Origin of the sequence: Streptomyces sp. NBC_01390, assembly GCF_045040105.1 — a bacterium.
Taxonomy (GTDB): Bacteria; Actinomycetota; Actinomycetes; order Streptomycetales; family Streptomycetaceae; genus Streptomyces.
The window spans coordinates 8,316,842-8,342,719 of sequence record NZ_CP109551.1 but is presented as its reverse complement, the minus strand read 5'-3'; the positions used below and the strand labels follow the sequence as shown (position 1 = coordinate 8,342,719).

The 25,878-nt window shown below is 71.4% G+C and carries 16 protein-coding genes; 4 read left to right on the top strand and 12 right to left on the bottom strand.

Annotated elements, in window-relative coordinates:
• Positions 1–140 precede the first annotated feature (140 nt).
• Both OG241_RS37640 and OG241_RS37635 read right to left on the bottom strand, forming a co-directional pair.
• Complete coding sequence (locus OG241_RS37640; protein ID WP_405821922.1) at positions 141–464, bottom strand: hypothetical protein; 324 nt, start codon at positions 462–464, stop codon at positions 141–143.
• 171 nt (positions 465–635) lie between these two features.
• A complete protein-coding gene (locus OG241_RS37635; RefSeq protein WP_405821920.1) occupies positions 636–2,831 on the bottom strand; it encodes an ATP-dependent DNA helicase UvrD2 in 2,196 nt (731 codons plus the stop codon).
• A gap of 179 nt (positions 2,832–3,010) precedes the next feature.
• On the opposite strand from OG241_RS37635, the gene OG241_RS37630 reads away from it, so the two are divergent.
• On the top strand, positions 3,011–3,268 hold the full coding sequence (locus OG241_RS37630; protein WP_006383423.1) for a glutaredoxin domain-containing protein: 258 nt from the start codon (positions 3,011–3,013) through the stop codon (positions 3,266–3,268).
• A gap of 100 nt (positions 3,269–3,368) precedes the next feature.
• On the opposite strand, the gene nudC is transcribed toward OG241_RS37630, so the two are convergent.
• The 5 genes from nudC to OG241_RS37605 form a co-directional block, all read right to left on the bottom strand.
• Positions 3,369–4,316: an NAD(+) diphosphatase gene (gene nudC, locus OG241_RS37625; protein ID WP_405821918.1), complete on the bottom strand. Its 948-nt coding sequence runs from the start codon at positions 4,314–4,316 to the stop codon at positions 3,369–3,371.
• 166 nt (positions 4,317–4,482) lie between these two features.
• The gene (locus OG241_RS37620; RefSeq protein ID WP_405821916.1) at positions 4,483–5,892 is read right to left on the bottom strand and encodes a dipeptidase; all 1,410 of its coding nucleotides are present in this window, start codon (positions 5,890–5,892) and stop codon (positions 4,483–4,485) included.
• Positions 5,893–5,896: 4 nt separating this feature from the next.
• On the bottom strand, positions 5,897–9,439 hold the full coding sequence (locus OG241_RS37615) for a UvrD-helicase domain-containing protein (RefSeq protein WP_405821915.1): 3,543 nt from the start codon (positions 9,437–9,439) through the stop codon (positions 5,897–5,899).
• Between the two features lie 36 nt (positions 9,440–9,475).
• Positions 9,476–12,874: an ATP-dependent helicase gene (locus OG241_RS37610; RefSeq protein WP_405821913.1), complete on the bottom strand. Its 3,399-nt coding sequence runs from the start codon at positions 12,872–12,874 to the stop codon at positions 9,476–9,478.
• Between the two features lie 252 nt (positions 12,875–13,126).
• Complete coding sequence (locus OG241_RS37605) at positions 13,127–13,492, bottom strand: MGMT family protein (protein WP_405821912.1); 366 nt, start codon at positions 13,490–13,492, stop codon at positions 13,127–13,129.
• A gap of 185 nt (positions 13,493–13,677) precedes the next feature.
• On the opposite strand from OG241_RS37605, the gene OG241_RS37600 reads away from it, so the two are divergent.
• The 3 genes from OG241_RS37600 (at position 13,678) to OG241_RS37590 (ending at position 19,726) form a co-directional block, all read left to right on the top strand.
• On the top strand, positions 13,678–16,416 hold the full coding sequence (locus OG241_RS37600; protein ID WP_405821910.1) for a lysylphosphatidylglycerol synthase domain-containing protein: 2,739 nt from the start codon (positions 13,678–13,680) through the stop codon (positions 16,414–16,416).
• Between the two features lie 97 nt (positions 16,417–16,513).
• Positions 16,514–18,064, top strand: coding sequence for an alpha/beta hydrolase (locus tag OG241_RS37595; RefSeq protein ID WP_405821908.1), 1,551 nt, complete (start codon positions 16,514–16,516; stop codon positions 18,062–18,064).
• 114 nt (positions 18,065–18,178) lie between these two features.
• Positions 18,179–19,726: an alpha/beta hydrolase gene (locus OG241_RS37590; RefSeq protein ID WP_405821906.1), complete on the top strand. Its 1,548-nt coding sequence runs from the start codon at positions 18,179–18,181 to the stop codon at positions 19,724–19,726.
• A 71-nt stretch (positions 19,727–19,797) separates the two neighbouring features.
• On the opposite strand, the gene moeZ is transcribed toward OG241_RS37590, so the two are convergent.
• The 5 genes from moeZ to OG241_RS37565 all read right to left on the bottom strand — a co-directional run bounded on the left by moeZ (position 19,798) and on the right by OG241_RS37565 (position 25,865).
• Positions 19,798–20,976, bottom strand: coding sequence for an adenylyltransferase/sulfurtransferase MoeZ (gene moeZ, locus OG241_RS37585; protein ID WP_405821904.1), 1,179 nt, complete (start codon positions 20,974–20,976; stop codon positions 19,798–19,800).
• 63 nt (positions 20,977–21,039) lie between these two features.
• A complete protein-coding gene (locus OG241_RS37580) occupies positions 21,040–21,789 on the bottom strand; it encodes a spherulation-specific family 4 protein (protein WP_405821902.1) in 750 nt (249 codons plus the stop codon).
• Entirely contained in the window at positions 21,777–22,736 is a 960-nt protein-coding gene (locus tag OG241_RS37575) for an NAD-dependent epimerase/dehydratase family protein (RefSeq protein ID WP_405821900.1), read from the bottom strand. The genes OG241_RS37580 and OG241_RS37575 overlap by 13 nt, the downstream gene beginning before the upstream one ends.
• Before the next feature lie 142 nt (positions 22,737–22,878).
• The gene (locus OG241_RS37570) at positions 22,879–24,144 is read right to left on the bottom strand and encodes a hypothetical protein (protein ID WP_405821898.1); all 1,266 of its coding nucleotides are present in this window, start codon (positions 24,142–24,144) and stop codon (positions 22,879–22,881) included.
• On the bottom strand, positions 24,141–25,865 hold the full coding sequence (locus OG241_RS37565; RefSeq protein ID WP_405826661.1) for a DUF3492 domain-containing protein: 1,725 nt from the start codon (positions 25,863–25,865) through the stop codon (positions 24,141–24,143). Before OG241_RS37565 ends, OG241_RS37570 begins: the two co-directional genes overlap by 4 nt.
• Positions 25,866–25,878: the final 13 nt, after the last annotated feature.

The window sequence follows — 25,878 nt, the reverse complement described above, 5'->3', positions numbered from 1 at the left end:
GTTGGGCCGGGTGCGGCTGGTACCGGCGGGTTTTCTCTTGTCCCGAGGCCCCTTCACTCCGTCGTCCCCGTTCGGGGAAAACAGAAGGGCCGCGGATCCCGGATGGGGTTCCGCGGCCCTGAAGGCGCCGGCCTGATCAATCAGGCTGGATCACTCCAGGGTTCTGGCCCACGGAAGGCCCACATCGTGTGGTGCTGCGTCGTCTGCTTGAGGGATCCGGCACCGGCCGCAAAGGCATAGGCCGGGGCCTGTGCCACTACTGCTCCTGCTTCCAGTGCCTTACTCGGTCGCTCATTGCGCTCGCGGACAGGAAGAGTCGCGAGAGACACGGGGGACGCCGGCCGGACGGCACGAATGCCGGACAGACCGGTGCCCAGGTTCGAGACGCCGAGCATGCACAGGGAGACGGTCGAGAGATCGGTCATTTTGACCTCGCTGACAGAGCTGGTGTAGATGCTGATCACTGGACTCGCCTCCTCTCGGCGTCTTGGGGGACCAGTGCGAACCGGTCCAACGGATATACGACTATGAAGTACAGCACAGGGCCAGACCTTCTGAGAAGACTCTGTTCCCGTGGCTAAGAACCTATGGGGATTGCCGGGGCATGCGCAAACTATTTTTCCGACGAGTTTGAATCAGTCACCATCGCTCTCCCCCTCAACCACCTGACCTGCACAGATGGCCAGAACGTCGGCTCCGTACCGGTTGAGCTTGCGGACTCCGACGCCGGGGATACGGGCCAGTTGCCCTTCCTCGTCCGGGACGGTCTCCGCGATCGCCATCAGGGTCCGGTCGGTGAAGACGCAGAACGCCGGCTGTCCACTGCGCGCCGCCTGGACCGCTCGCCACTCGCGCAGGCGCTCGTAGAGGCCCTCATCCATGTCGGAGGGGCACTCGTCGCAGCGCATCAGCTTCATCTCGCCCGCGTCGGTCAGTGTGCGCCCGCAGACCCGACAGCGGGCAGGGGTTCTCTGGGTTCGGCGCGGGGTGGCTCCGGGGCTGCCTCCGAAGCCGCGCTCAATGCCACCAGGACCGGCCGTGCCCGCCCGGACGGCGGAGGTGCCGGAGCCGGGACGCAGACCGTCGAGGAAGCGGCTGGGGCGGCGGTTCGGCCGGCCCCCGGGCGCGCGGGAGAGGCACCAGGAGACGTGGAGGCGTTCTCGCGCGCGGGTCACTCCGACATACAGGAGGCGGCGTTCCTCCTCGATCTGTTCATCGGTCTTCGCGTAGCTGATCGGCATCATCCCCTCGGCGACTCCGACCAGGAAGACGGCGTCCCATTCCAGACCCTTGGCCGAGTGGAGGGAGGCAAGGGTGACGCCCTGCACGGTCGGGGCGTGCTGAGCGTTCGCCCGCTCGTCGAGTTCGGCGACAAGGTCGGCGAGCGTGGTGCCCGGTTTCGCGACTGTGACGTCCTGCGCGAGGTTCACCAGCGCGGCCAGCGACTCCCAGCGCTCCCGGACGGCCCCGGAGCCCGCGGGCGGCGCACTGGTCCAGCCCTCTCCCGACAGCACAGCACGCACCTGGGAGGGCAGGTCGACGACGTCGTCCAGGAGGGAGTCATTGCCTCCGAAGCGGGCGGCGGCACGCAGCGCACTGATGGCCTTGCGCACCTCGGGCCGATCGAAGAACCTTTCGGCGCCGCGCAGCTGGTAGGGGACTCCGGCGTCAGCGAGAGCCTGTTCGTATGTCTCGGACTGGGCGTTCGTCCGGAACAGGATGGCGATCTCGCCGGCCGGCACACCCGAGGCGACGAGGTCCCGGATGCGGCGGGCGGCGCCCTCGGCCTCGGCGGGTTCGTCGGCGTACTCGGTGTAGCCGGGTTCGGGTCCGGCGCCGCGCTGGGAGATCAGTTCCAGCCGGTGTTCCGCGGCACGACCCCGGGCCTGGGCGAGCAGGCCGTTGGCGAGGTGGACGACCTGCGGGGTGGAGCGGTAGTCGCGGACCAGCTTGACGACAGTGGCACCAGGATGCCGGGCGCGGAAGTCCAGCAGGTAGTCAGGAGTTGCTCCTGTGAACGAATAGATCGTCTGGCTGGCGTCGCCGACCACACACAGGTTGTCCCGCTCCCCGAGCCACAGTTCCAGCAGCCGCTGCTGGAGCGGGCTGACGTCCTGGTACTCGTCGACCACGAAGTGCTGGTACTGGGAGCGGACCTGTTCGGCGATGTCGCGCCGGTCCTGGAGGACGGCGACGGTGAGCAGCAGGACGTCCTCGAAGTCGATGAGGGAGCGATCCCGTTTGAGGTCCTCGTAGGCGGCGTAGAGCTGGGCGATCTCGGCGGGGTCGCGGGGCGCGATGCGACCGGACTTTGCGACTGCGGGCACATAGTCGGCGGGGACGGTCTGGGTGACCTTGGACCATTCGATCTCGGCGGTGGCGTCCCGCAGTTCGCCCCGGTCGAGGCGGATGCGGCAGGCCGCGGCGGCATCGGCGACGAGCTGGATCTTGCGGTCGACGAGGCGGGGCATGGGGCCGCCGACGGCCTTCGGCCAGAAGTACTGGAGCTGGCGCAGCGCCGCCGAGTGGAAGGTGCGTGCCTGGACTCCGCCGGCGCCGAGTTGGCGCAGTCGCCCGCGCATCTCACCGGCCGCGCGGTTGGTGAAGGTGACGGCGAGCACGCTGGAGGGCTGGAGGATTCCCGCGCGTACGCCGTAGGCGATGCGGTGGGTGATCGCCCGTGTCTTTCCCGTGCCGGCGCCTGCCAGCACGCACACCGGACCGTGCAGAGCGGTGGCCACTTCGCGCTGCTCGGGATCGAGTCCGTCGAGCACCGCGTCGGCCGAGTCCGGAACCTGCGGGAAGAGGGTGGAGTGCGTTGCTGCTGTCACACAGCCATGCTGCCAGGTCGCCGGAGACAGGTGAGCCGGTTGTCCACAGGCACCCCCTCGCAGTCGTACTAATGAGGCAGGCGTCCCCTCGGACACCCCCCGCGGGAATGGCGGCCGGGTGCCGTACGTTCCCCGAGAGCGAGCACCCGTCCCCCGAACTGCTGAGGAGAGCGAGAGACATGCCGGGCACTGTGACGATGTACAGCACCACTTGGTGCGGATACTGCCGTCGGCTGAAGAGCCAGATGGACCGCGAGGGCATCGCGTACAACGAGATCAACATCGAGCACGACCCGGACTCCGCAGCGTTCGTGGAGAAGGCGAACGGGGGCAACCAGACCGTTCCGACGGTGCTGGTGGTTCCCTCCAACGACGGCCCGGAGGTCGTGATGACGAACCCGAGCCTGGCGCAGGTGAAGCAGGCTCTCGGCGCCTGATCCGCGTGTCCCTGACCCCCGACCGGCCCGGCGGCCGTGTGCGGGGGTCTTCGCGTGTCCGGCCCGCCGACGGGACCGTCTCAGGAGCCGGCCCCGGGTGTCAGAGCGCGCTGCCCGGCTTCGGCAGCGGCTTGCCGTACCAGAGTTCGATCAGGCGGGCCGCGATCGAGATGCCGTAGGGCGGGAGGACCTCGCCGGATTCGAAGCCTGCGCGCAGGTCCTCCCGGGAGAACCAGCGGGCCTCGTGGATCTCGTCGCCGTCGACCTCGATGTCGGTGGACACGGCCCGGGCCATGAAGCCGAGCATGAGGCTGGACGGGAACGGCCAGGGCTGGCTGGCGACGTACTCGACCTGGCCGACCAGGATTCCGGCTTCCTCGAACACCTCACGGCGGACCGACTGTTCGATGGACTCGCCCGGCTCGACGAAACCGGCGAGCGTCGAGAAGCGGCCCTCGGGCCAGTGGACCTGGCGGCCGAGAAGGATGCGGTCCTCGTCGTCGGTCACGGCCATGATCACGGCAGGGTCGGTGCGCGGGTAGTGCTCGGCGCCGCAGGCCTGGCAGCGGCGGATGTGGCCGGCCGCGGCGATGACGGTGCGCTCGCCGCAGCGGGAGCAGAAGCGGTGCAGTCGCTGCCAGTTCTCCAGGGCGACGGCGTGCACCATCAGGCCCGCTTCTCGGGGCGAGAGGAGCAGGCCTGCCTCACGCAGGCCCGCGGGACGCGCGGACTGGTCCATACGGCCGGGAAGCGCATCCTTCTGGAGGGCGAAGTAGCTGGTGCCCTCGTCGTCATTGCCGAGGAAGTAGCGGTGCGCCTCGGTGAGGGGAGCCTCGAAGGAGGGGGTCATCACGAGCTCGGTACGCCCGTCGGGCGTCTCGTCGATGAGGACCTGGCCGCCGGAGACCACGAAGCAGCGGGTTGTGGGGTGGCTCCATGCCGCGGCGAGCCAGGCCTCGTCGAGCCGGTGGTGCGCGGACCGGTCGATGCCGCTGGGGGCGGTGAGCGAGATGGGACGGTCGGCGGTGCGGTCGGTCCAGGTGGTCACAGGTGCTTCCAACTCCCCCGGTGGAACGGATATTTCTGCGGGCGGTTCAGCGGAACGTGGGTGGGGACGGGCGGGGGGCGGCGGCTTTCGGGTGACTTCGAGCGGGTCCGGGGCGGTACTTCCAGTGTGCCCCGAGGTGGCCGGCGCGCCGGACCGCCCACGGTCGTCAGGACTCATCTCGCCAGCTCCCCGCCAGGTCGCCCCACAGGTAGGCGGTGGTCTCGACGCCTTTGAGGAGCAGGTCGATCTCCACCTTCTCGTTGGGGGCGTGCCAGCCGTCGGAGGGGACGGAGACGCCCAGGAAGAGCACGGGGGCACCGAGGACGTCCTGGAGGTCCGCGGCCGGGCCGCTGCCGCCCTCACGCGTGAAGCGGACGGGCTTGTCGAAGGCGCGGCCCATGGCACGGACGACGGACTGCAGGGCGGGATGGTCCAGCGGGGTCAGGCAGGGACGCGTGGCCGCCGCGAAGGTGATCTCGTACCGGATCCCTGGGGGGACGCGGGCTGCGGTCCAGTCGCGGACGATCTTCTCGATGTGGTCGGGGTCCTGTCCGGCGACGAGCCGGAAGGAGAGTTTCACCATGGCCGAGGCCGGGACGATCGTCTTGCTGCCGGGGCCCTGGTAGCCGCCGCCGATGCCGTTGACCTCCGCTGTGGGGCGCGTCCAGACGCGCTCCAGGGTGGTGTGTCCGGTTTCGCCGTGGGCGGCGTACGACTTGGCGGTGCGCAGCCACTGCTGCTCGTCGAAGGGGAGTTCGGCGAGGAGTTCGCGCTCGCGGTCGGTGAGTGCGGTGACGCCGTCGTAGAAGCCGGGGATCGTCACCCGCGCGTGCTCGTCGTGCAGTGCGGCGACGAGGCGGGCGACGGCGGTCGCCGGGTTGGGCACGGCGCCGCCGAAGGAACCGGAGTGGATGTCCTGGTCAGGTCCGTGGAACTGGATCTCGCACTCGGCGAGGCCGCGCATACCGGTGCACACCGTGGGGGTGTCCTCGGCCCACATGCCGGTGTCGGAGACGATCACCGCGTCGGCGGCGAGCCGGTCGACGTGTTCCTCGACGAGGGACCGGAAGTGGATGGAACCGGACTCCTCCTCGCCCTCGACGAGCATTTTCAGGTGCACGGCGGGTGCGGTGCGGCCGGTGGTGGCGAGGTGGGCGCGGACGCCGAGTGTGTGGAAGAACACCTGGCCCTTGTCGTCAGCGGCCCCGCGCGCGTGCAGACGGTTTCCCCGGACGACCGGTTCGAAGGGGTCGGTGTCCCAGCCGTCCTCGCGGGCCGCAGGCTGCACGTCGTGATGTCCGTAGACGAGGACGGTGGGAGCGGCGGGGTCGTCGGCGGGCCACTCCGCGAAGACCGCCGGGGCGCCAGGTGTCGCCCAGACCTCGACCGTGGGGAAGCCGGTTTCCCGGAGTTTGGCGGCGAGCCAGTCGGCGCTGCGGCGTACATCGGGGGCGTGGTCGGGCTGGGCCGACACGGAGGGGATGCGCAGCCACTCGGCGAGGTCGTCGAGGAAGGCGGCGCGGTGCTGTTCGATGTACTTACGGACGGCGTTGTCCGGGGCCTGGCTCATGGTCATGAGCTTATCGGCCCGCGCTGACATCCTCGTCCGGTACTTCGAACACCTCAGCCCCCTCCAGGAGCAGCCGCTCCAGCGCGGCCCGGTCCGGGAGACCGTCCGGCCGGACGGTCTCGCCGCTGCGCACGTACAGGAAGGCGGCTTTGACGGCTGCCAGGGGCACGCCCTGCTGCTCGGCCCAGGCAAGCCGGTAGATGGCGAGCTGGAGGGGGTCCGCGGTGTGGGCGCGGTGGGTCTTCCAGTCGAGGATCTCGTACGTCGTCTCCTCACCGTCGCCTTCTTTGTAGACGGCGTCGATCCGCCCTCGGACGACGCGTCCTGCGATGTCGAGTTGGAAGGGGACTTCGACCCGGTAGGGCGTGCGGTGCGCGTACACGGTGTGTTCGAAGGCCTCCTTGAGGGCTTCGAGGTCGCGTTCGTCGGCGATCTCGGCGTCGCCGCCGGGCAGTTCGTCGGGCTCCAGCATCGGGAGCCGAAGTTCCTCGAAGCGGGCCTCGACCCAGGCGTGGAAGCGGGTGCCCCGACGGGCGGCGGGCTGCGGTGGGCGTGGCATGGGGCGGGCGAGTTCCTGCGCGAGGGCGTCCGGGTCGGCGGCCAGGAGCATCAGCTGGGACGCGGTCAGCGTCGGTGGCAGGGGGACATCGGTGACGGTCTGCCGCGCGCGCAGCAGTTCCCCGGTGAGCGCGTCGAGGTCGCGGTCCCAGGAGGCGACGGAACGGGCCTCCTCCGGTGTGAGATCCGCCTCGGCGGGGTGTCTGCGGGCGTGGGGCACGGTGGCCGGGCGGTCGTGACTGTGTGCGGTGCGGTGCTCCCGCGCGCGGGGTGGGGTCTGTGCGGGCGGTTCGGGACGGTCCGTGGTCCAGGCGTCCCAGTCGGCGTCGTCCTCCGCAGGGAAGGCGTCGTCGTGGTCCACAGGAGCGTCGTCAAGGGGTTCGTCGTCCTCGTAGACCTCATACGGAGGCTCGTCGTCCGGCGGCGGGGGCCAGTCCGGGTCGTCGTACGTGTCGGGGTCGTGCGTGGCTGCGGGGTGGCCGTCCTCGTGGGAGGCGATGGTCTCCAGGTGGGCGAGGACCGTCTCGGCGGCGGCCCGGCGGCGGCGGAACGCGGTGTCGTCCAATGGCAGGGGCCACAGCTGGTCGGCCGTGGTGGCGTGCAGGGCGGGATTCTCCTCGGCCTCCTCCGGCTCGTCGGCCCAGACCTCGATCTCGCCGTGTCCGGCCGCGCAGTGGTCGTGGAGGGCCCGCAGGAAGTCCGAGGGGCCGCGTGGCTTCTTCTGGGACGGGCCCCACCAGTGGCCCGAGCCGAGCAGCAGGGAGCGGGGGCGGGTGAAGGTGACGTAGCCGAGGCGGAGTTCCTCGGTGTGCTGGTGGTCCTTCATCGCTTCTTGGAAGGCCTTCATTCCCCGGGCGTCCCAGGCCTCGATGTCAGGCAGGGTGTCGGTGTCGCCGCGCAGCTCGTGCGGCAGGACCTTCGCCTGTGAGGTCCATCTCTCACGGCCCCGGTCGCTGGGGAAAGTGCCGGTGACCAGGCCGGGTACAGCCACGACGTCCCACTCAAGACCCTTGGACTTGTGGGCCGTGAGGACCTTGACGGTGTTCTCGCCGCCGGGCAGGGCGTTGTCGAGGCCCTTCTCGTACTGCGCGGCCGTGCGCAGGAAGCCGAGGAAGGCGAGCAGGCTCGCTTCGCTCTCGTGGGCGGCGAACGAGGCGGCGATGTCGAGGAAGTTGGAGAGGGTCTCGCGGCGGCGGGCGGCCAGGGCGTGCGGGGACGCCGACAGCTCCACCTCCAGGCCGGTGACGGCGAGCACGCGGTGCAGTACGTCCATCAGCGGGTCGGCGAGTGAACGGCGCAGGTCGCGCAGTTCGGTGGCGAGCCTGGCGAAGCGCACGCGCGCGTCCGGCGAGAAGGGCAGCCCGTCGTCGTCGCCCTCGCCCCTCAGCGATGTCTCCAGGAAGGTGTCGAGGGCGTCCGCGAGCGATATCACCTCGGCGGGATCGACCCCCTCGACCGCCTCGGCGAGCCGGCGGTCCGGGTCGTCGGCGTCGCCCACGCGCGCGTGGGACACGAGAAGGCGGGCCCGGCGGCCCAGGAGGGCGAGGTCGCGCGGGCCGATGCGCCAGCGCGGGCCGGTCAGCAGCCGCACCAGGGAGGCATTGGCCCCCGGGTCCTGGAGTACCTCGCAGACGGACACCAGGTCGGCGACCTCGGGCAGGTGCAGCAGCCCGGAGAGCCCGACGACCTCGACGGGGATGTCCCGTGCGACGAGCGCGCCCTGGATCTCGGCGAAGTCGGTGGCGGTGCGACACAGGACGGCGATCTCGCCGGGTGCCTTGCCGGTGCGTACGAGGTGGGCGATGGAGTCGGCGAGCCAGCCGATCTCCTCGGCGTGGGTGCGCAGCAGCGCGCAGCGCACCTGGCCGTCGCGCTCGGCGCCGGGTGCGGGGCGGAGTGCCTCCACGCCCGCGTGCATGGCGCGCAGGGGCTCCGCAAGGCCGTTGGCGAGGTCGAGGAGGCGGCCTCCGCTGCGGCGGTTCTCACTGAGTGACTGGCGGGCCGCCGAGCCGCCGTCGGCGTGGGCGAAGTGCTCGGGGAAGTCGTCGAGGTTGGCGACGGAAGCGCCGCGCCAGCCGTAGATCGCCTGGCAGGGGTCGCCGACCGCGGTCACCGGGTGGCCGGTGCCGCCACCGAACAGGCCTGCCAGGAGGACGCGTTGCGCCACGGAGGTGTCCTGGTACTCGTCGAGGAGCACCACCCGGAACTCCTCGCGCAGCAGGCGGCCCACTTCGGGGACCCGGGCGAGCGCGGCGGACAGGGCGATCTGGTCGCCGAAGTCGAGAAGGTCACGCTCGCGCTTGGCGGCCCGGTAGCGGGTCACCAGTTCGGCGAGTTCGCGGCGGGCGGCGGCCGTCTCGGGGACCTTGCGCAGGTCGGCGTTGGTGAGTTTGGCGCCCTCCAGGGCGCGCAGCAGTTCGGCGTCGTACGCGCGCAGTTCCTCGGGGCGGACGAGGTGTTCGGCGAGTTCGGCGTCGAGGGTCAGAAGGTCGCTGACGAGGTCCGGGAAGGAGCGTGTGAGCGCCGGGTAGGGGCCGGGGGCTTCGCGCAGCACGCGCGCGGCGAGTTGGTAGCGGGTGGCGTCGGCGAGGAGACGGGCCGTCGGTTCGAGGCCGAGGCGCAGGCCGTGGTCCTTCAGGAGACGGCCCGCGAAGGCGTGATAGGTCGAGATGACCGGTTCGCCGGGCGGGTTGTCGGGGTCGATGACGTCCGGGTCGGTGACGCCCGCCCGGACCAGGGCCTTGCGGACGCGCTCGGCGAGTTCACCGGCCGCCTTGTTGGTGAAGGTGAGGCCGAGCACCTGTTCGGGAGCGACCTGGCCGGTGCCGACGAGCCACACCACGCGTGCCGCCATCACCGTCGTCTTGCCGGACCCCGCTCCGGCCACGATCACCTGCGGGGCGGGCGGCGCGACGATGCAGGCCGTCTGCTCCGGGGTGAACGGGATGCCGAGGAGCTCTTTGAGCTGCTCGGGGTCGCTGATGGTGGCTGGCACGTCAGAGAGGCTAGCGGCGGACACTGACAGCGCGTGTCACTCGACCACTTGCCGGCCCTCCGGGCGGGCGCTGCACGATGCCCGGAAGGAGCAGTGGGCGCAGTGCTGGCCCGTCGTCGGAGTGAAGCGTTCGTCGAGTACCTTGCCCGCGGCGGTGGCCAGCAGGTCGCCGACCCACTCCCCCTCCGCCCCCGCGCCGGCCCCTCCCTCAAGGGGCGCTTGGGCCTGCACCTTGGGCAGCGTCTCGCCGCCGTCCCGCTTGGCGGCGCCCTGGCGCAGCTGGACGAGTTCGGCACCGCCCGGTTCGGGGCGTACACCGTCGAAGGCGTCGTCGACGGCACCTTCGCGGACGGCGAGCTGGTAGACGGCGAGCTGGGGGTGGCGGGCCACCTCGGCGGCGGTGGGCGTCTGTTTGCCGGTCTTGAAGTCGACCACGTAGGCGCGGCCCTCGCCGTCGGCCTCCACGCGGTCCATGGAACCGCGGATGCGCACTTCGTAGTCCCCTGCTTCGAGGGTCACGTCGAAGTCGTGCTCGCTGGCCACGGGGGTGCGGCCGGTTCGCCTGGAGTCGACGTGCCAGGTCAGGAAGCGTTCGAGCGCCACGCGCGCGTGCCCCTTCTCCTGCTCGGACTTCCAGGGCGCGTCGAAGGCGAGCGCGTTCCACACGGAGTCGAGGCGTTCCATAAGGACGTCGAGGTCGGCCGGGGTGTGTCCGGAGGCGACCTCGTCGGCGAGGACATGCACCACGTTGCCGAAGCCCTGGGCGGCGGTCGCGGGGGCGTCGGCCTTCACCTCGCGGCCCAGGAACCACTGCAGGGCGCAGGTGTTGGCGAGTTGGTCGAGGGCACTGCCGGAGAGCACGACGGGCTGGTCGCGGTCGCGCAGCGGGACCTTGCTCTCGGTCGGCTCGTACATGCCCCACCAGCGGTAGGGGTGGGCGGACGGCACGAGCGGGCGGCTCTCCTCGTCGGTGAGCGCGGCGAGCCGGGCCAGGCGGCGGGCGGCGGCCTCCCTAAGGGCGGCGGAGACGCGCGGGTCGACCGTGGTGGCACGCAGTTCGGCGACGAGGGCCGCGACGGAGAGAGGGCGGCGTGGACGGCCCGTCACGTCCTTGGGTTCGACGCCGAGTTCGGTGACGAAGCGGGAGGGCTGGTCGCCGTCGTCGGCGGGAGCCTTCACCGCGGTGACGACCAGGCGTTCTCGCGCGCGCGTGGCGGCCACGTAGAAGAGCCGCCGTTCCTCGGCGAGCAGTGCTCCCGGGGTCAGCGGTTCGGCGAGGCCGTCGCGGCCGATGCGGTCGGCCTCCAGGAGAGAGCCGCGGCGGCGCAGGTCGGGCCACAGCCCCTCCTGGACGCCGGCGACGACCACGAGGCGCCACTGCAGGCCCTTGGAGCGGTGTGCGGTCATGAGGCGTACGGCGTCGGGGCGCACGGCCCGCCGGGTGAGGGTGTCGGCGGCGATGTCCTCGGCGTCGATCTCCTCCAGGAAGTTCAGGGTGCCCCGGCCGCCGGTGCGTTCCTCCGCGCGCGCGGCGGTCGCGAACAGCGCGCACACGGCGTCGAGGTCGCGGTCGGCGTTGCGGCCGCCCGCGCCGCCGCGCCGGGCGGCCCGCTCCAGGCGTCCTGGCCAGGGTGTGCCGTTCCAGAGGGCCCAGAGTGCCTCTTCGGCCGTGCCGCCGCCCGCGAGGCGCTCCCGCGCCTTTCTGAGGAGCGCGCCGAGGCGTTGGGCGCCCCGCGCGTAGGTCGGGTCGTGGGCGACCAGTCGTTCGGGCTCGGCCAGCGCGCGGGCCAGGAGGTCGTCGGAGGGCGGCGGGACGGGGTTGCCGGCGGTTCGCTCCTCCTCCCGGAGGGCGCGGCCGAGACGGCGCAGATCGGCGGCGTCCATGCCGGCGAGAGGGGAGGTGAGGAGGGTCAGGGCGGTTTCGGTGCCCAGCCATGCGGCGGCTTCGGACAGAGCTCCGTCGGAGGCGGTGTCGGAGGCAGCGTCATCGGAGTCGCCGTCCCGCGCCGTGTGGGTGCCCGTCTCCTCGCCCGCTCCGGACGCCTCCGCGGTCGCCACCGCACGGAGCGCCGTCAGGAGCGGTGCCACCGCCGGTTCATGGCGCAGGGGCAGGTCGTCGCCGTCGATGTCCAGGGGGACGCCGGCCGCCGTGAGGGCGCGCCGGAGTGTCGGGATCGTACGGCCGCCCGCGCGCACGAGGACGGCCATCTCGCTCCAGGGGACACCGTCCTCCAGGTGGGCGCGGCGGAGGATGTCGGCGATGTTGTCCAGCTCCGTGCCGGACGTCGGGTACGTGAAGACCTCGACGCTGCCTCCGTCGCGGAGCGGGGCGAGTCCGCGGTGGGCGCGGACCTTCTCGGCCGGGAGGCGGCTCAGGGACATGCGCTGGGTGAGGAGGCGGGTGGCGGTCAGCGGGGTGGCGGCGGAGCGGCGGGACGTCCTGAGGACCTCGACCGGGGCGGGGCGGCCGTCCGCGCGCGGGAAGGCCTGCGGGAAGTCCAGGATGCCGTTGACGTCCGCACCGCGGAACGCGTAGATCGACTGGTCGGGGTCGCCGAGGGCGACAAGTGTCCGGCCGCCTCCGGCGAGCGCGTGCAGCAGTCGGACCTGGGCCGGGTCGGTGTCCTGGTACTCGTCCACGTAGACGGCGTCGTAGCGGGCCGCGAGCTGCCCGGCGGTGTCGGGGCGGCTCGCGAGGAGCACCGCGCGGTGCACGAGTTCCGCGTAGTCGAGCACTCCCTGCATGTCGAGGACGTCGAGGTACTCGGCCAGGAAGGCGGCGGCGGCACGCCAGTCGGGGCGGCCGATGTGCCGGGCGAAGGCGTCCAGGGCGTCCGGGCCCAGGCCCAGTTCGCGGCTGCGGGCGAGGACCGCGCGGACCTCGTCGGCGAAGCCGCGGGTGGTCAGGCAGGCGCGCAGTTCGTCCGGCCAGCGCACATGGGCGAGGCCGAGCCGCTCCAGGTCGGGCTGGCCGGCGAGCAGTCCGCGTACGGCCACGTCCTGTTCGGGGCCGGAGAGCAGCCGCAGGGGTTCCACGAACAGGTCGCTGTCCTGGTGGGCGCGGACCAGCGCGTAGCAGAAGGAGTGGAAGGTGGTCGCGCGTGGAGCGTGGGCGGCTCCGATGCGCAGTGCCATCCGGTCGCGCAGTTCGACGGCCGCTTTACGGCTGAACGTCAGCACGAGGATCCGCTCGGGGTCCCCGCCCTGGGCGATGCGGGCCGCCACGGACTCGACGAGCGTGGTGGTCTTGCCGGTGCCCGGGCCCGCGAGGACCAGCAGTGGGCCCCGCGTGTGGTCAACCACCGCGCGCTGTGCGGCGTCAAGACGAGGGGGATCCTGCCGCGGTGGCGGGGTGCGCACCAGTCGGTAAGCGCCACGGTTCCCCTGCCGCCCCTGGGGGTGCGGCAGGCGCCTGGTGGAGGAAGAGGAGCTCACGTGGTTCGCCGGTCCTGGTGGGTGTGCTGGTTGGCTGACCGCGTGGAGAACGGTGGCCGGGGGTTGAGGGGGGTGGGTGTTGCCGACGGTACGCCGACAGTCGGTTCGGAAGCAGGGCTTCCGCTTGTTCCCTCCCGCCCCGGGCGTCACCCGGGCCCCTCGCCCCACGAACGTACGCCATGGCACGGACGTGCCCGGTTTACCCCGTACGGGCCACAGGTCCCCCTGATGCCCGCCCGATGGCGGAAGCTGTCAGGTGTGACCGTCCGCCCGCTCGCCGCCGTCCCACCGTGCCCGTCTCATGTCGAGGCGCGGCAGATGCCCTTCGTCGGCCCTGCTCGCCTCCTTCAGGGGCGTGCCCTCCGCGCGGTAGTGGTCGAGGGCCGCCAGTTCGTGGCCCGGGAGCAGGACACCGTCGGCACGGACGACCCGCCACCAGGGCACAGCCCCTCCGTAAAGGGCCATCACCCGCCCGACCTGGCGCGGGCCGCCCTCCTCCAGCCACTCGGCCACATCGCCGTACGTCATGACACGCCCGGGCGGGATCAGCTCAGCGGCCTCCAGGGCCCGCTCGGCGTACTCCGGCAGGGCGTCCGCCGGAAGGCTCTCGTCGCTCATCCGGCCCATCCTGCCCCACCCCACCGACAATGTGACGAGGCGGCCACTGTGGGTGTCTCTCGCCCCGGAGCGGAGCTTGCGGCAGACTGTGCGCCCCCGCACCGCACCCTGATGCCCCTCCGTGTCAGTGGGGCATGCCACCATCGTGCGGGCGGTGACCGGTGATACGAGACCAAGAAGAGACCATGAAGCAGCAGGGCGCGCACCCCGAAGGCGCGGAGGACACCTCTGAGGTCTCGTCGCGCCCCGACGCGGACGGCACCGGCCACGAACACGGGCAGACACCGGCCAAGGCGACCGCCGACTGCGTGGACGACGACGCCCGGGCCGAGGAGGTCGAGGGCGACGAACCGCTGCTCCCCGCGCGCGTGCACCGCCCCTCCGACCTCATGCGGCTCCTGGCGGGCGTCGTCGCGATCGTCGTCCTGCTCGCGATCGCCGCGTTCGCGCACGGCACCACCTCGGGACTCGAACAGGACATCAACAAGGGCACCGGCCAGGCGCCCGACCTGCTGATCAAGATCGCGGGTCTGGCGTCGAGCATCGCGATCCTGCTGGTGCCGGTCGCCTTCGCGATCGAGCGGCTGATCAAGCGGGACGGGCTGCGCATCGCCGACGGTGTCCTCGCGGCGGTCCTCGCGCACGGGGTGACCCTCGCCACCGACCTGTGGGTCGCCAAGGCCGCCCCCGGCTCCATCCAGGAGGCGCTGACCCAGCCCTCCCCCGGCGACATCCACGCCCTCACCGACCCGGTGCACGGCTACCTCGCGCCGGTCATCGCGTACATGACGGCCGTCGGCATGTCCCGTCGGCCGCGCTGGCGCGCCGTGCTGTGGGTGGTGCTGCTGCTCGACGCCTTCTCGATGCTGGTCACCGGCTACACGACACCGTTCTCGATCATCCTGACGGTGCTGATCGGCTGGTCGGTGGCGTACGGGACGCTGTACGCGGTCGGCTCACCGAACGTGCGTCCTACCGGGCGCAACCTGATGGCGGGCCTGCGGCACGTCGGCTTCCGCCCGGTGAGCGCGGCCCGTGAGGAGGTGCCGGAGACGACGGACAGCGGTGACCGCGGCCGGCGCTACTTCGTCACCCTGGAGGACGGCCCCCCGCTGGACGTCACCGTGGTCGACCGCGAGCAACAGGCGCAGCACTTCTTCTACCGCGTGTGGCGCAACATCACGTTGCGCGGCCTCGCCACCCGCAGCAGCCTCCAGTCGCTGCGCCAGGCACTGGAGCAGGAGGCTCTCCTCGCGTACGCGGCGATCGCCGCCGGGGCCAACGCTCCCAAACTGATCGCGACCTCGGAGCTCGGCCCCGACGCCGTGATGCTCGTCTACGAGCACACCGGTGGTCACACGCTCGACTCCCTGGCCGACGAGGACATCACCGACGAGCTGCTGCGCAACACCTGGCACCAGGTGAAGGCCCTGCAGTCGCGGCGCATCGCGCATCGCAGGCTCGTCGGCGAGGCGATTCTGGTGGATCGTTCCGGCAAGGTGATCCTCACCGACCTCCGGGTCGGCGAGATCGCGGCCGGGGACCTGTTGCTGCGCATGGACATCGCCCAGCTGGTGTCGACGCTGGGCCTGCGTGTGGGCGCCGAACGCGCGGTGGCGTCCGCGGTCGGCGTGCTCGGCCCGGACGCGGTGGCGGACTGTCTGCCGATGCTCCAGCCCATCGCGCTGTCGCGCTCCACGCGCGCGACGCTGCGCAAACTCGCCCGCGAGCGTGCCCAGCGTCAGCGCGAGGCGGTCCTGGAGGCGTCCCTGCAGGCCAAGCATGACCGGTTGGAGGCGGCCCACCACACGGACACCGGGCCCGTTGTCCTGGAAAAGCCCGACAAGAAGGCAGTACGCGCGGAGAAGCAGGCCGAGAAGCGGGCCATCGACGAGGCTCTGGAAGGGGCCCGCGAGGAGGATCTGCTCACCCAGATCCGCCACCAGGTGCTGTTGATCAGACCGCAGGCACCGGTCGAGCCGGCCCGGCTGGAACGGGTGAGACCGCGAACCCTGATCAGTTTCATCGCGGGCGCGTTCGGCGCCTACTTCCTCCTCTCCCAGCTCACCCACATCGAGTTCGCCACACTGATCGACAACGCCGAGTGGGGCTGGGTCATCGCGGCCGTCCTGTTCTCGGCGCTGAGTTACTTCGCCGCGGCGATGAGTCTGCTCGGGTTCGTCCCGGAGCGGGTGCCGTTCATGCGGACCGTGGCCGCGCAGGTCGCCGGATCCTTCGTGAAGATCGTCGCGCCCGCGGCGGTGGGCGGTGTCGCCCTCAACACACGTTTCCTGCAGCGCGCGGGCGTGCGGCCCGGGCTCGCCGTGGCCAGTGTCGGCGCGTCGCAGTTGTTCGGGCTCGGCTGCCACATCCTGATGCTGCTGTCGTTCGGCTATCTGACGGGCACCGAGAAGACGCCGTCCCTGTCGCCGTCCCGGACGGTCATCGCGGGCCTGCTGACGGTCGCGGTGCTCGTCCTCGTGGTGACCTCGGTGCCGTTCCTGCGGAAATTCGTCGTCACGCGTGTGAGGTCGCTGTTCGCCGGTGTCGTACCGCGCATGCTGGACGTTCTCCAGCGGCCCCAGAAGCTGGTCACGGGTATCGGCGGCATGCTGCTGCTGACCGCGTGCTTCGTGATGTGCCTGGACGCGTCGATCCGCGCGTTCGGTGACGAGTCGACCTCGCTCAGCCTCGCCAGCGTCGCCGTCGTCTTCCTCGCCGGCAACGCGTTGGGCTCAGCGGCGCCCACCCCCGGTGGTGTGGGCGCGGTCGAGGCGACCCTGACCGTCGGTCTGATCGCCGTCGGCCTCCCCAAGGAGGTCGCCGCCCCGGCCGTGCTGCTCTACCGGCTGCTGACCCTCTGGATCCCGGTGCTCCCGGGCTGGCTGTTCTTCAATCACCTGACCCGGAAGGGCTCCCTGTAGAGAACCCGCCCCATGCCGGTTCATCTCCGCGCGGGCGCGGTACCTCGTACGGCTCGTGCCCCGAGCGCGCCACCGGCTACGACCGCAGGATGGGGGCATGCCCCACCCCTTCCGGCCGCGTGCCGCTGCTCTGACGGTCACCGCCCTTCTGCTGTCGTCCCTGATGGCGGGGTGCAGCGACGATTCCGGCACCACGGACGAGGGCTTGTCGGCCCAGAAGCTGAGTTGGCGGGACTGCCCGGCGCCGTCCGAGTCGGAGGGAGGCGGTGATGCGCCGTCGCCGCTTCCGGGGGGCGACGACTGGCAGTGCGCCACCATGAAGGCACCGCTGGACTGGGCCGAGCCGAAAGGCGAGACGATCGGGATCGCGCTGATCCGGGCCAGGGCGAGCGGCGGAGCGAGCAGACGCATCGGGTCGCTGATCTTCAACTTCGGCGGGCCCGGTGGCTCGGGAGTCGGCGCGCTCCCCTCGTTCGGCACGGACTACGCGACCCTGCGCACGCGGTACGACCTGGTGAGTTTCGACCCTCGCGGGGTCGGCCGCAGCGCGGGCGTGCGATGCGAGGACAGTGAGCAGCTCGACGTGTACTTCCAGCAGGACGCGACGCCCGACGACGCCGCCGAACGTGCCGAACTGCTGGACAGCACCCGGAAGTTCAACGCGGCCTGCGAGAAGCACTCCAAAAGGGTGCTCCCGCATGTCCGCACCACCGAAGCGGCCCGCGACATGGATCTGATGCGCCAGGTGCTCGGCGACGACAAGCTGCACTACTTCGGCATCTCGTACGGCACCGAACTCGGCGGCGTCTACGCACACCTGTTCCCCAAAAAGCTGGGCCGAGCCGTCTTCGACGCGGTCGTCGACCCGACCCAGACACCTGAACAGGGCTCGCTCGGGCAGGCCAAGGGCTTCCAGCTCGCGCTCGGCAACTTCGCCGAGAACTGCACGTCCAAGACCGAGGACTGCCCGGTCGGCGACACCGCACAGGACGTCGAGGACCGGATCACGAAGCTGCTCAAGGAGCTCGACGCCAAGCCGATCCCAGGTATCTTCCCGCGCGAGCTGACCCAGAGCGCGGCGGCCAACGGCATCGCGCAGGCGCTGTACTCCCAGGAATTCTGGCCCTACCTCACCGATGGCCTTGAACAGGCGTACGACGGTGACGGCACGGTTCTGATGCTGCTCTCCGACTCGATGAACGGGCGCAACCGGAACGGCGAGTACAGCAACATCACCGCGGCGAACATCTCCATCAACTGCTCGGACGCGAAACCGCGCTACACCGTCGCGGACGTCGAGGCGAGGCTGCCGGAGTTCCGCGCCGCATCGCCCCTGTTCGGCGACTTCATGGCCTGGTCCATGGTCAGCTGCACCGACTGGGCGGTACCGGGCACAGCCGACCACCCCGGCGTCAGCGCGAAGGGGTCGGCGCCGATCCTCGTCATCGGCAACACCGGCGACCCGGCCACGCCGTACGAGGGCGCCCGGAAAATGGTGAGGGCGCTGGGCGCGGGCGTGGGCGTCGAGCTGACGTACAAGGGGCAGGGGCACGGCGCGTACGACAGCGGGAACCGATGTGTGCTCAAGGCGGTCAACGGATACCTGCTGGACGGGAAGACTCCCCCGACCGGGACCGTATGCGCCTAGGAAAGTGCAGGTCAGAAGGTTATCCACAGGCTCATACGGCCTTGGCGTGATCCGCCTACTATGGCCGGACCGCCATCCGCTGATCCGAGCGGAGGCTCGCAGGGGGGAGTGCACATGCCTCGTTTCGTACGCTGGACGGCCGCTGCCGCCGCCGCGCTGCTGGTGGCCGGCTGCAGCAGCGGCGCATCCGACAGCGATGACGGCAAGGGGTCCGGCGCCGCCACGCCACCGTCGGCCACGTCCTCGTCGCGCGCCTCGCCCGGACTACCGGCCTCGCTGACCTCGCAGAAGCCCGACTGGGGCCGCTGCGAAGGCACGTCGGACTCCCCCACACCGGGCGGCGACTGGCAGTGCGCGACGCTCAAGGTGCCGCTGGACTACGCGAAGCCGGACGGCAAGACCATCGGCCTCGCACTCATCCGGGCCAAGGCCACCGGAGGCAGCCGCATCGGGTCCCTCCTGTTCAACTTCGGCGGACCCGGCCAGTCGGGCATCTCCGTGATGCCCTCGTACGCCGGCACGGTGTCCGAACTCCGCAAGCGCTACGACCTGGTGAGCTGGGACCCTCGCGGAGTAGGGGCCAGCGAAGGTGTGCGCTGTCGCGGTGACAAGGAGATCCAGGCCGCCGAGTCGGTGGACCCGACGCCGGACGACGCGGCCGAGGAGCAGGCATATTTCAAGGACGCGGCCGACTTCGGCAAGGGCTGCGCGAAGGCCGCCGGAAGCCTTGTCGAGCACGTCTCGACGACCGACTCCGCCCGCGACATGGACCTGATGCGGCAGGTACTCGGCGACGCCAAGACGCACTACTTCGGCATTTCGTACGGCACCGAACTCGGCGGTGTGTACGCCCACTTGTTCCCGAAGAACGTGGGGCGACTGGTCCTCGACGCCGTCGTCGACCCGAGCGCCGACACGGTGGGACACGCGAAGAACCAGGCCCGCGGCTTCCAGCGCGCCCTCGACGACTACCTGAAGTCGACGGGCCAGGACCCGGACCAGGGTTCACGGAAGATCTCGGCCCTGCTGAAACGGATCGACGCCGAGCCGCTGCCCACGTCCTCGGACCGAAAGCTGACCCAGGGCCTGGCGGTCCTCGGAGTCCTCGTACCGCTCTACAGCAAGCAGAGCTGGCCGGCCCTGACCAGCGCCTTGGAAACAGCCGAACAGGGGGACGGATCGGACCTGCTGTCGCTCGCCGACGGCTACAACGACCGTGACGCGTCAGGCCACTACGGCACGACGACGCACTCCCAACGAGTCATATCGTGCTTGGACGACAAGCAGCGGCCGACCACGGCGCAGACCAGGAAACTGCTGCCCGAATTCCGGAAGATCTCGCCCGTGTTCGGGGACTACATGGGCTGGGACACGGCCGGCTGGTGCCACGACTGGCCGGTGGCCGGTCAGTACGACACCCCGGAGGCCGCCGCGCCCGGCGCGGCACCCGTCCTGGTGGTCGGCAACACCGGGGACCCGGCGACTCCGTACGAGGGCACGCGCAAGATGGCGGACGAGCTCGGCAAGGGCGTCGGCGTGGTGCTGACGTGGCAGGGCGAGGGTCACGGGGCGTACGGCAGTGGGAGCGACTGTGTCGACTCCACGGTGAACGCGTATCTGCTGGACGGGACGGTGCCGCGGGACGGCAAGGTCTGTTCATGACGGCGGCGGGGGCCCCGGGCACCTGTGGTGCGCGAGACCCCCGCCGGCCGAGCAGGACGGTGAACAGCGGGTCAGTACACCGGCTTGTGCGGCTCGATCTGGTTGACCCAGCCGATCACACCGCCGCCGACGTGGACCGCGTCCGAGAAGCCGGCGGACTTCAGGACCGCGAGGACTTCCGCACTGCGGACACCCGTCTTGCAGTGCAGGACGATCTTCTTGTCCTGCGGGAGGGTCGCCAGGGCGGTGCCCATGAGGAACTCGTTCTTCGGGATCAGCTTGGCGCCGGGGATCGAGACGATCTCGTACTCGTTGATCTCGCGGACGTCGATGATCTCGATGTTCTCGCCGTCGTCGATCCACTCCTTGAGCTGCTTGGGAGTGATCGTCGCGCCGGCCGCCGCCTGCTGGGCCTCCTCGGACACGACACCGCAGAAGGCCTCGTAGTCGATGAGCTCGGTGACGGTCGGGTTCTCACCGCAGACCGCGCAGTCGGGGTCCTTGCGGACCTTGACCTGGCGGTACTGCATCTCCAGGGCGTCGTAGATCATCAGCCGGCCGACGAGGGGCTCGCCGATGCCCGCGAGGAGCTTGATGGCCTCGTTGACCTGGATGGAACCGATGGACGCGCACAGCACGCCCAGGACGCCGCCCTCGGCGCAGGAGGGAACCATGCCGGGGGGCGGGGGCTCCGGGTAGAGGCAGCGGTAGCAGGGGCCGTGCTCGGACCAGAAGACGGAGGCCTGGCCGTCGAAGCGGTAGATCGAACCCCACACGTACGGCTTGTTCAGCAGCACACACGCGTCGTTGACCAGGTAGCGGGTCGCGAAGTTGTCCGTGCCGTCGACGATCAGGTCGTACTGGCTGAAGATCTCCATCACGTTCTCGGCTTCGAGCCGCTCTTCGTGAAGGACCACGTTGACGTACGGGTTGATGCCGAGCACCGAGTCGCGGGCCGACGCGGCCTTGGAGCGGCCGATGTCCGCCTGGCTGTGGATGATCTGGCGCTGCAGGTTCGACTCGTCCACCTCGTCGAACTCCACGATGCCGAGCGTGCCCACGCCCGCGGCGGCCAGGTACATCAGCGCCGGCGAACCCAGGCCACCGGCGCCCACACAGAGCACCTTGGCGTTCTTCAGCCGCTTCTGCCCGTCCATCCCGACATCGGGGATGATCAGGTGGCGGGAGTACCTGCGGACCTCGTCTACGGTGAGCTCGGCAGCGGGCTCAACCAGGGGTGGCAGCGACACGGGGACTCCGTTGGTCGGTCAATCACTACAGTTGTTCTCCCCGTAACACTGCCACGCCCTTCTTCATTCCGAGACACCCGTTCCAAGGCGCGAGACGATGTCGTCCCAGTAGCCGGGCATGGTCTCCCAGGGGTCGCTGCGGCCACCGCGGTCCGTGCGGTCGGTGAAGTAGATCGTGGCCGCGCCCTGCCAGCGGGCGATGCGCAGCGCCTCGTTGAGATGGCCGAACGGCAGTCCGTGCACGAAGTGACAGAAACGCTCGGGCGGATGGTCGGCGGTCCACTCGGCGACCTGCGACCAGCGGTAGTCGCTCCAGTGGCCGGAGAACGTGACGAGCTGGTCGGCGTGCTCGGCATAGGCCGGATGCGGATGGGTGCCGTGGCCCAGGACGATGTGCGTGTCGCCGTCCGCCGCACGGAGCGTGCCGACCGTGCGGCGGATCTCCGGGAGCGCGGCGCGGTCGTTCGGGCAGCGGTCCAGGAGGAAACCGTCCGCCTTGTACCAGTCCCGGTAGCGCTGCGCCTCGGCGCTCAGCTCACCGTGTGTGCGGGCCCCGTGAGCCGTGTCGAGGTGACCGAGGACACGGACACCCGCGTTGCGCAGGCGGCCGACGGCCTCCAGACAGTGCGGATCGGGGCGGCTTCCCGGGCCGTCGGCGACGTTGAGGACGACCCAGTGCAGGGGTGTGCCCGGGCGGACGAGTTCACCCCACTCGGTCGGCGCGACGAGGGGATGCGCGAAGCCCGGGATGCCGAAGCCTGTGCGTACCCCGGTGCTCGCGGTGCCCGCCCTGGCACTGGTCAGATGCGGCATGCCGCCTCCATCCAGATGTCGGCGAGGGACTCCTCCAGATTGATCCGGGGACGCCAGCCGAGCCGGTCGCGTGCGGTGCGGACATCGGCCTGCTGCCAGCTGCCGCAGCCGTCCGGGTACGGGTACGCGGCCGGGGGCGCGTGGTCCGGGTCGGGGCGGGGGTGGCCGATGGACGCCCGCAGGGGGCCGGGCGGGCCGTCGAGTTCGTGCAGCGCGCCGCCGTACCCGGCCACCCGGGCGAGGACGGACGCGGCTTCCCGCAGGCGCACGGCGCGGCCGGAGCCGATGTTGATGACGCCCTGGGCGGCCGAGAGGGACGCGGCGTGGACGGCTCGTGCCACGTCCCGTACGTCGATGAAGTCGCGCTGCGCGCCCAGGCCGCCGAGCTTGAGTTCGCCGTCGCCGGACTGCATCGCGCGCCGCATCGCCTCGGCGAGGCGACCGAGCGGTGAGCCGGCGGGCGTACCGGGCCCGGCCGGCGAGAAGACGCGCAGGACGACGGCGTCGAGACCGGATCCCAGGACCAGTTCGGTGGCGGCGAGTTTGCTGACGCCGTACGGGCCGCCGGGGCGGGGGACGGCGTCCTCGGCCGTGGAGGAACCGGGCTGGCTGGGGCCGTACTCGGCGCCGCAGCCGAGCTGGACCAGGCGGGCGCCGCAGCCGCTGCGCCGCAGTGCCTCGCAGACAGTGGCGACGGCGACCGTGTTGTGCCGGGTGAGTTCGCGGGCCCCGCCTCGGGTGGCCCCCGCGCAGTTGACGACCACTCCGGGGTGGACGGCGTCGAGGAAGCGGGTGAGCGCGCCGGGGCTGCCGGACGCGAGGTCGAACCGGACGTCGGCGTCGTCGCCGCGGCCCAGGGCGGTGAGCTGCACGGCCGGGTCGGCGAGCAGTCGGTCGGCGACGAAGCGGCCGAGGTAGCCGTTGGCTCCGATCAGCAGAACCCTCATCGGACGGCTCCCTCGGCGGATTCTCCGGCTCCAAGTCGGGAGGTGATCATCGGCGTACTCCTTCGGGAATTGCGGGTGTCGTTCGTGGTGGAGGGCCGGGCGTCGCGGAAGCGGGCGCCTGCCGTGGTCGTGGTCCTGGACGTCATCCGGCCTCACCCGGCGTCGCGTGCGCCGACGCCTTGGTCAGCGTGCGGGTGGCATGGAGCAGGAGGACCAGGGCGGCCCCCGCGCAGGTCGCGGCCGGGATGTCTGCCGGACTCCAGGCGGCCACGACCGCGTCCACCGGGGCGGCCAGGAAGGCGCATCCGGGCAGGTGCGACGCGAGGGCGGTGGCCAGGGCCGCCGCCTCCGTCACGGCGGCCGCGCCGAGGACCACTGCCGGGGCGTGGGTGAAGCCGTGTGCCGTGAGGAGGCGGGCCAGCAGGAGCAGGGCGCCGAGGGTGACCGTCGTGGTGTAGGCCGCCGGTTCGCGCAGGACCGTCGCGGAGGCCGCGACGAGCGCCGCCGACGCGCAGACGAACAGGGCGAGAGCGCCCAGGAGGAGGGGTTTCACGGCTGCGGTGAAGTCCGCCAGGCCGCGGCTGACGGCCAGCTTGCGACGGGCTCCCGCCGCGAAGAGGTGGGCACACCAGGCCGCCGGCGCACAGGCCAGCGTGAGGGCCAGCACAGGGGCGGTGGACAGGTCCCGGACGGCCGTCGGGAATCCGCCGGGACCGCCCGTCAGCGCGGCGGTGAGCAGGTCGTTCCCCAGGAGGGCGTACGCGAGGAGCCAGTAGGTCCACACGCGCGTGGAGGCCGGGGTGTGGCTCCCGTAGGTGCCGGGGGGCGCCGGGTGGGACCTCGGGCCCAGTGGCCCCCGGCCCAGTGCGGCGCGTACGGCGAGTGCCACGGCCAGGGCGCCCAGCGTCGCCACGGCTGGCCGGACCCGGCCCCCGGTGAGGTGCATGCCTGTCACCGTCGCCGCGCACAGGGCGCCCGGCAGCAGGGAGAGCAGGACCCAGTCGGCCCGGACTCGGGGTGCGGGCGTCGAGGTGGGCCGCGGTGCCGTTTCCGTATCCCTGGAGACGCGGGCGTACAACTCCTCGGCCAGCGAGAACACGTCCCGGTGGCGGAAGCGGGCGGCCGTCCGGTCCGTCATGCCGTGGGCCTCCAGGCCGGCGGCGATCTCCAGGGGATCCACCGCCCGCTCGCACAGCTCACGGTGTCGGTGCATGAGCGCCTTCACGGGGTCTCCGGTGCCTCGGCGCGCGGCACGGGCGGCGGGTGGGGTCGTCTGTGTGTGCTCCTGCGTCTCCCCTACGTTGACGTTCGTCTCGGCGGCGCTCATGAGCCACTCCTCCGAGTGCTCGTCCCAGCCTCCGGGGCTGTCCGGTGTCCCGGGGCGGTCCAGTTCTCCCAGCTCGCTCATCGCACGCCCTCCCCGGCCGGCACGGGGGTCGCCTGTACCGGTGCGGAAGCGTGTCCTGTCGCCCAGCTGGGCCCGCCCCGGGCCACCACGCCTATGCCGGCCTGCGTCCAGCGGCCGGGGACGTGGGCCTCCGCCGGGACGGCGAACGGGAGCGGCTCGCCGACGTGGTCGAGGACAACTCTGCTGACGGGACAGCGCGCGACGACCTCCAGGTAAATGCCGTGAAATGCCTCGACGTTCTGCTCGACGGTGAACAGTTCGAGGGCACGGGCGCGGGCGGCGGCGCCCAGGCGTTCGCGGCGCGCCGGGTCGCGCAGCAGCGCCACGCACGCCTCCGCGAGCGCCCTCGGGTTGCGCGGGGGCACCACGAGCCCCGTTCCGCCGATGATCTCGACGACCGCGCCCACGTCCGTCGACACGGTCGCCCGGCCGCAGAACATGGCCTCGACCAGGCTGATCGGGAAGCCCTCGACGACGCTCGACAGGACGACGACCGCGCCCGCCCCGTACGCCTCCGCGAGGGTCGGCGCCTCGGGGCCGCCGATCTCCTCGAACGACACCGGGTTGTCGCCGACGGCGTGCATGCCCTCGGCCTCGTCGGGGAAGAGCTGCGCTGCCATCGCCCGGCAGTGACCGAGATACGCCTCGCTCTCGGCTCCCGTGGCCGCGCCGATGATGCGCAGACGGGTCTTCGGCTCCTCCTTGCGGACCTCCGCGAAGGCGTGCAGGAGAGAGACCAGGTCCTTGGCGGGCTCGATACGGCCGACCCAGATCAGCGTGTCGGGGTCCGCGGTCTCCGGCGACTCGCCCACTTCCGCGAAGTGGGACGCGTCCATGCCCGGGTACACGGTCCGCAGCTTCTCCCGGTCGGCCCCGCATCTCTCCTGCCAGCGGCGGGTGTGCGTGTTGCCGGGAGTGACGAGCTCGGCCCGCCGGTAGACCTCCGAGGCCAGCCTGCCGTGGAAGGCCGCGAGCAGGGACCGTACGGCCGGGGCTTGGTCGTCGGCGCCCGAGGCCAGGTAGTGCGCCCTCAGCGGGACTCCGTACTCGGTGACCAGGAGGGGTACCCCGGAGAAGTGGTGGGCGAGCAGTCCGGGGAGTGCCGCCGGGCCGCCGGCCGCGGCATGGCAGAGGTCGACCGAGCCGAGCCCGTCGTCCTCGTACCAGTCGAGCGAGAGGGGGCGCAGAGCGCGTTCCAGTTGCGCGGCCACGGTGAGCAGGTCCGGGACGCGCGCCTCGCGCGCCGCTCCCAGGGCGCCGGGCGCGCGACAGGCGCGCTCAAGGGCGCGTACGGCGCCTTCGGAGCGGAGCGCTCCCACTAGTCCGCCCTCGTCCCGGGCGAGTTCGGCGAGCCCGTACAGCGCGCTGCCGAAACGGTCCGCCTCAGCGGTGGACGAGACCGATCCGTCCGGCGCCTTCCCCGTGTCGGGCCCGCCGCACAGCGCGGCGGCCAACTCGCCGTAGGCCTCGGCGAACCGGCGGCGGGCGCGGCGGCCGTACACCACCCCGTCGTCCTCGGCCGTCCACAGCGGCGCGGTCCTTACCCGGCTGACCTGCGACGGCAGTTCGATCCAGCCCTCGTCCTCCTGCCGCTCACTGCGGCTGAGCGCATAGATGTCGAACTCGTGTCCGCCGAGCCCGCGCACGAGCCGGTCGCACCAGAGTCTGGCGTCACCGCTCACATACGGATAGCCACCCTCCGTCAGCAGTCCGATGCGCACGAGCACACCCCCG

Coding starts and splice junctions, on each gene's coding strand:
- OG241_RS37630 (WP_006383423.1), top strand. CDS start 3,011: ATGCCGGGCACTGTGACGATGTACAGCACCACTTGGTGCGGATACTGC.
- OG241_RS37620 (WP_405821916.1), bottom strand. CDS start 5,892: ATGACCATGAGCCAGGCCCCGGACAACGCCGTCCGTAAGTACATCGAA.
- OG241_RS37605 (WP_405821912.1), bottom strand. CDS start 13,492: ATGAGCGACGAGAGCCTTCCGGCGGACGCCCTGCCGGAGTACGCCGAG.
- OG241_RS37600 (WP_405821910.1), top strand. CDS start 13,678: ATGAAGCAGCAGGGCGCGCACCCCGAAGGCGCGGAGGACACCTCTGAG.
- OG241_RS37595 (WP_405821908.1), top strand. CDS start 16,514: ATGCCCCACCCCTTCCGGCCGCGTGCCGCTGCTCTGACGGTCACCGCC.
- OG241_RS37590 (WP_405821906.1), top strand. CDS start 18,179: ATGCCTCGTTTCGTACGCTGGACGGCCGCTGCCGCCGCCGCGCTGCTG.
- OG241_RS37580 (WP_405821902.1), bottom strand. CDS start 21,789: ATGCCGCATCTGACCAGTGCCAGGGCGGGCACCGCGAGCACCGGGGTA.
- OG241_RS37575 (WP_405821900.1), bottom strand. CDS start 22,736: ATGAGGGTTCTGCTGATCGGAGCCAACGGCTACCTCGGCCGCTTCGTC.
- OG241_RS37570 (WP_405821898.1), bottom strand. CDS start 24,144: ATGAGCGAGCTGGGAGAACTGGACCGCCCCGGGACACCGGACAGCCCC.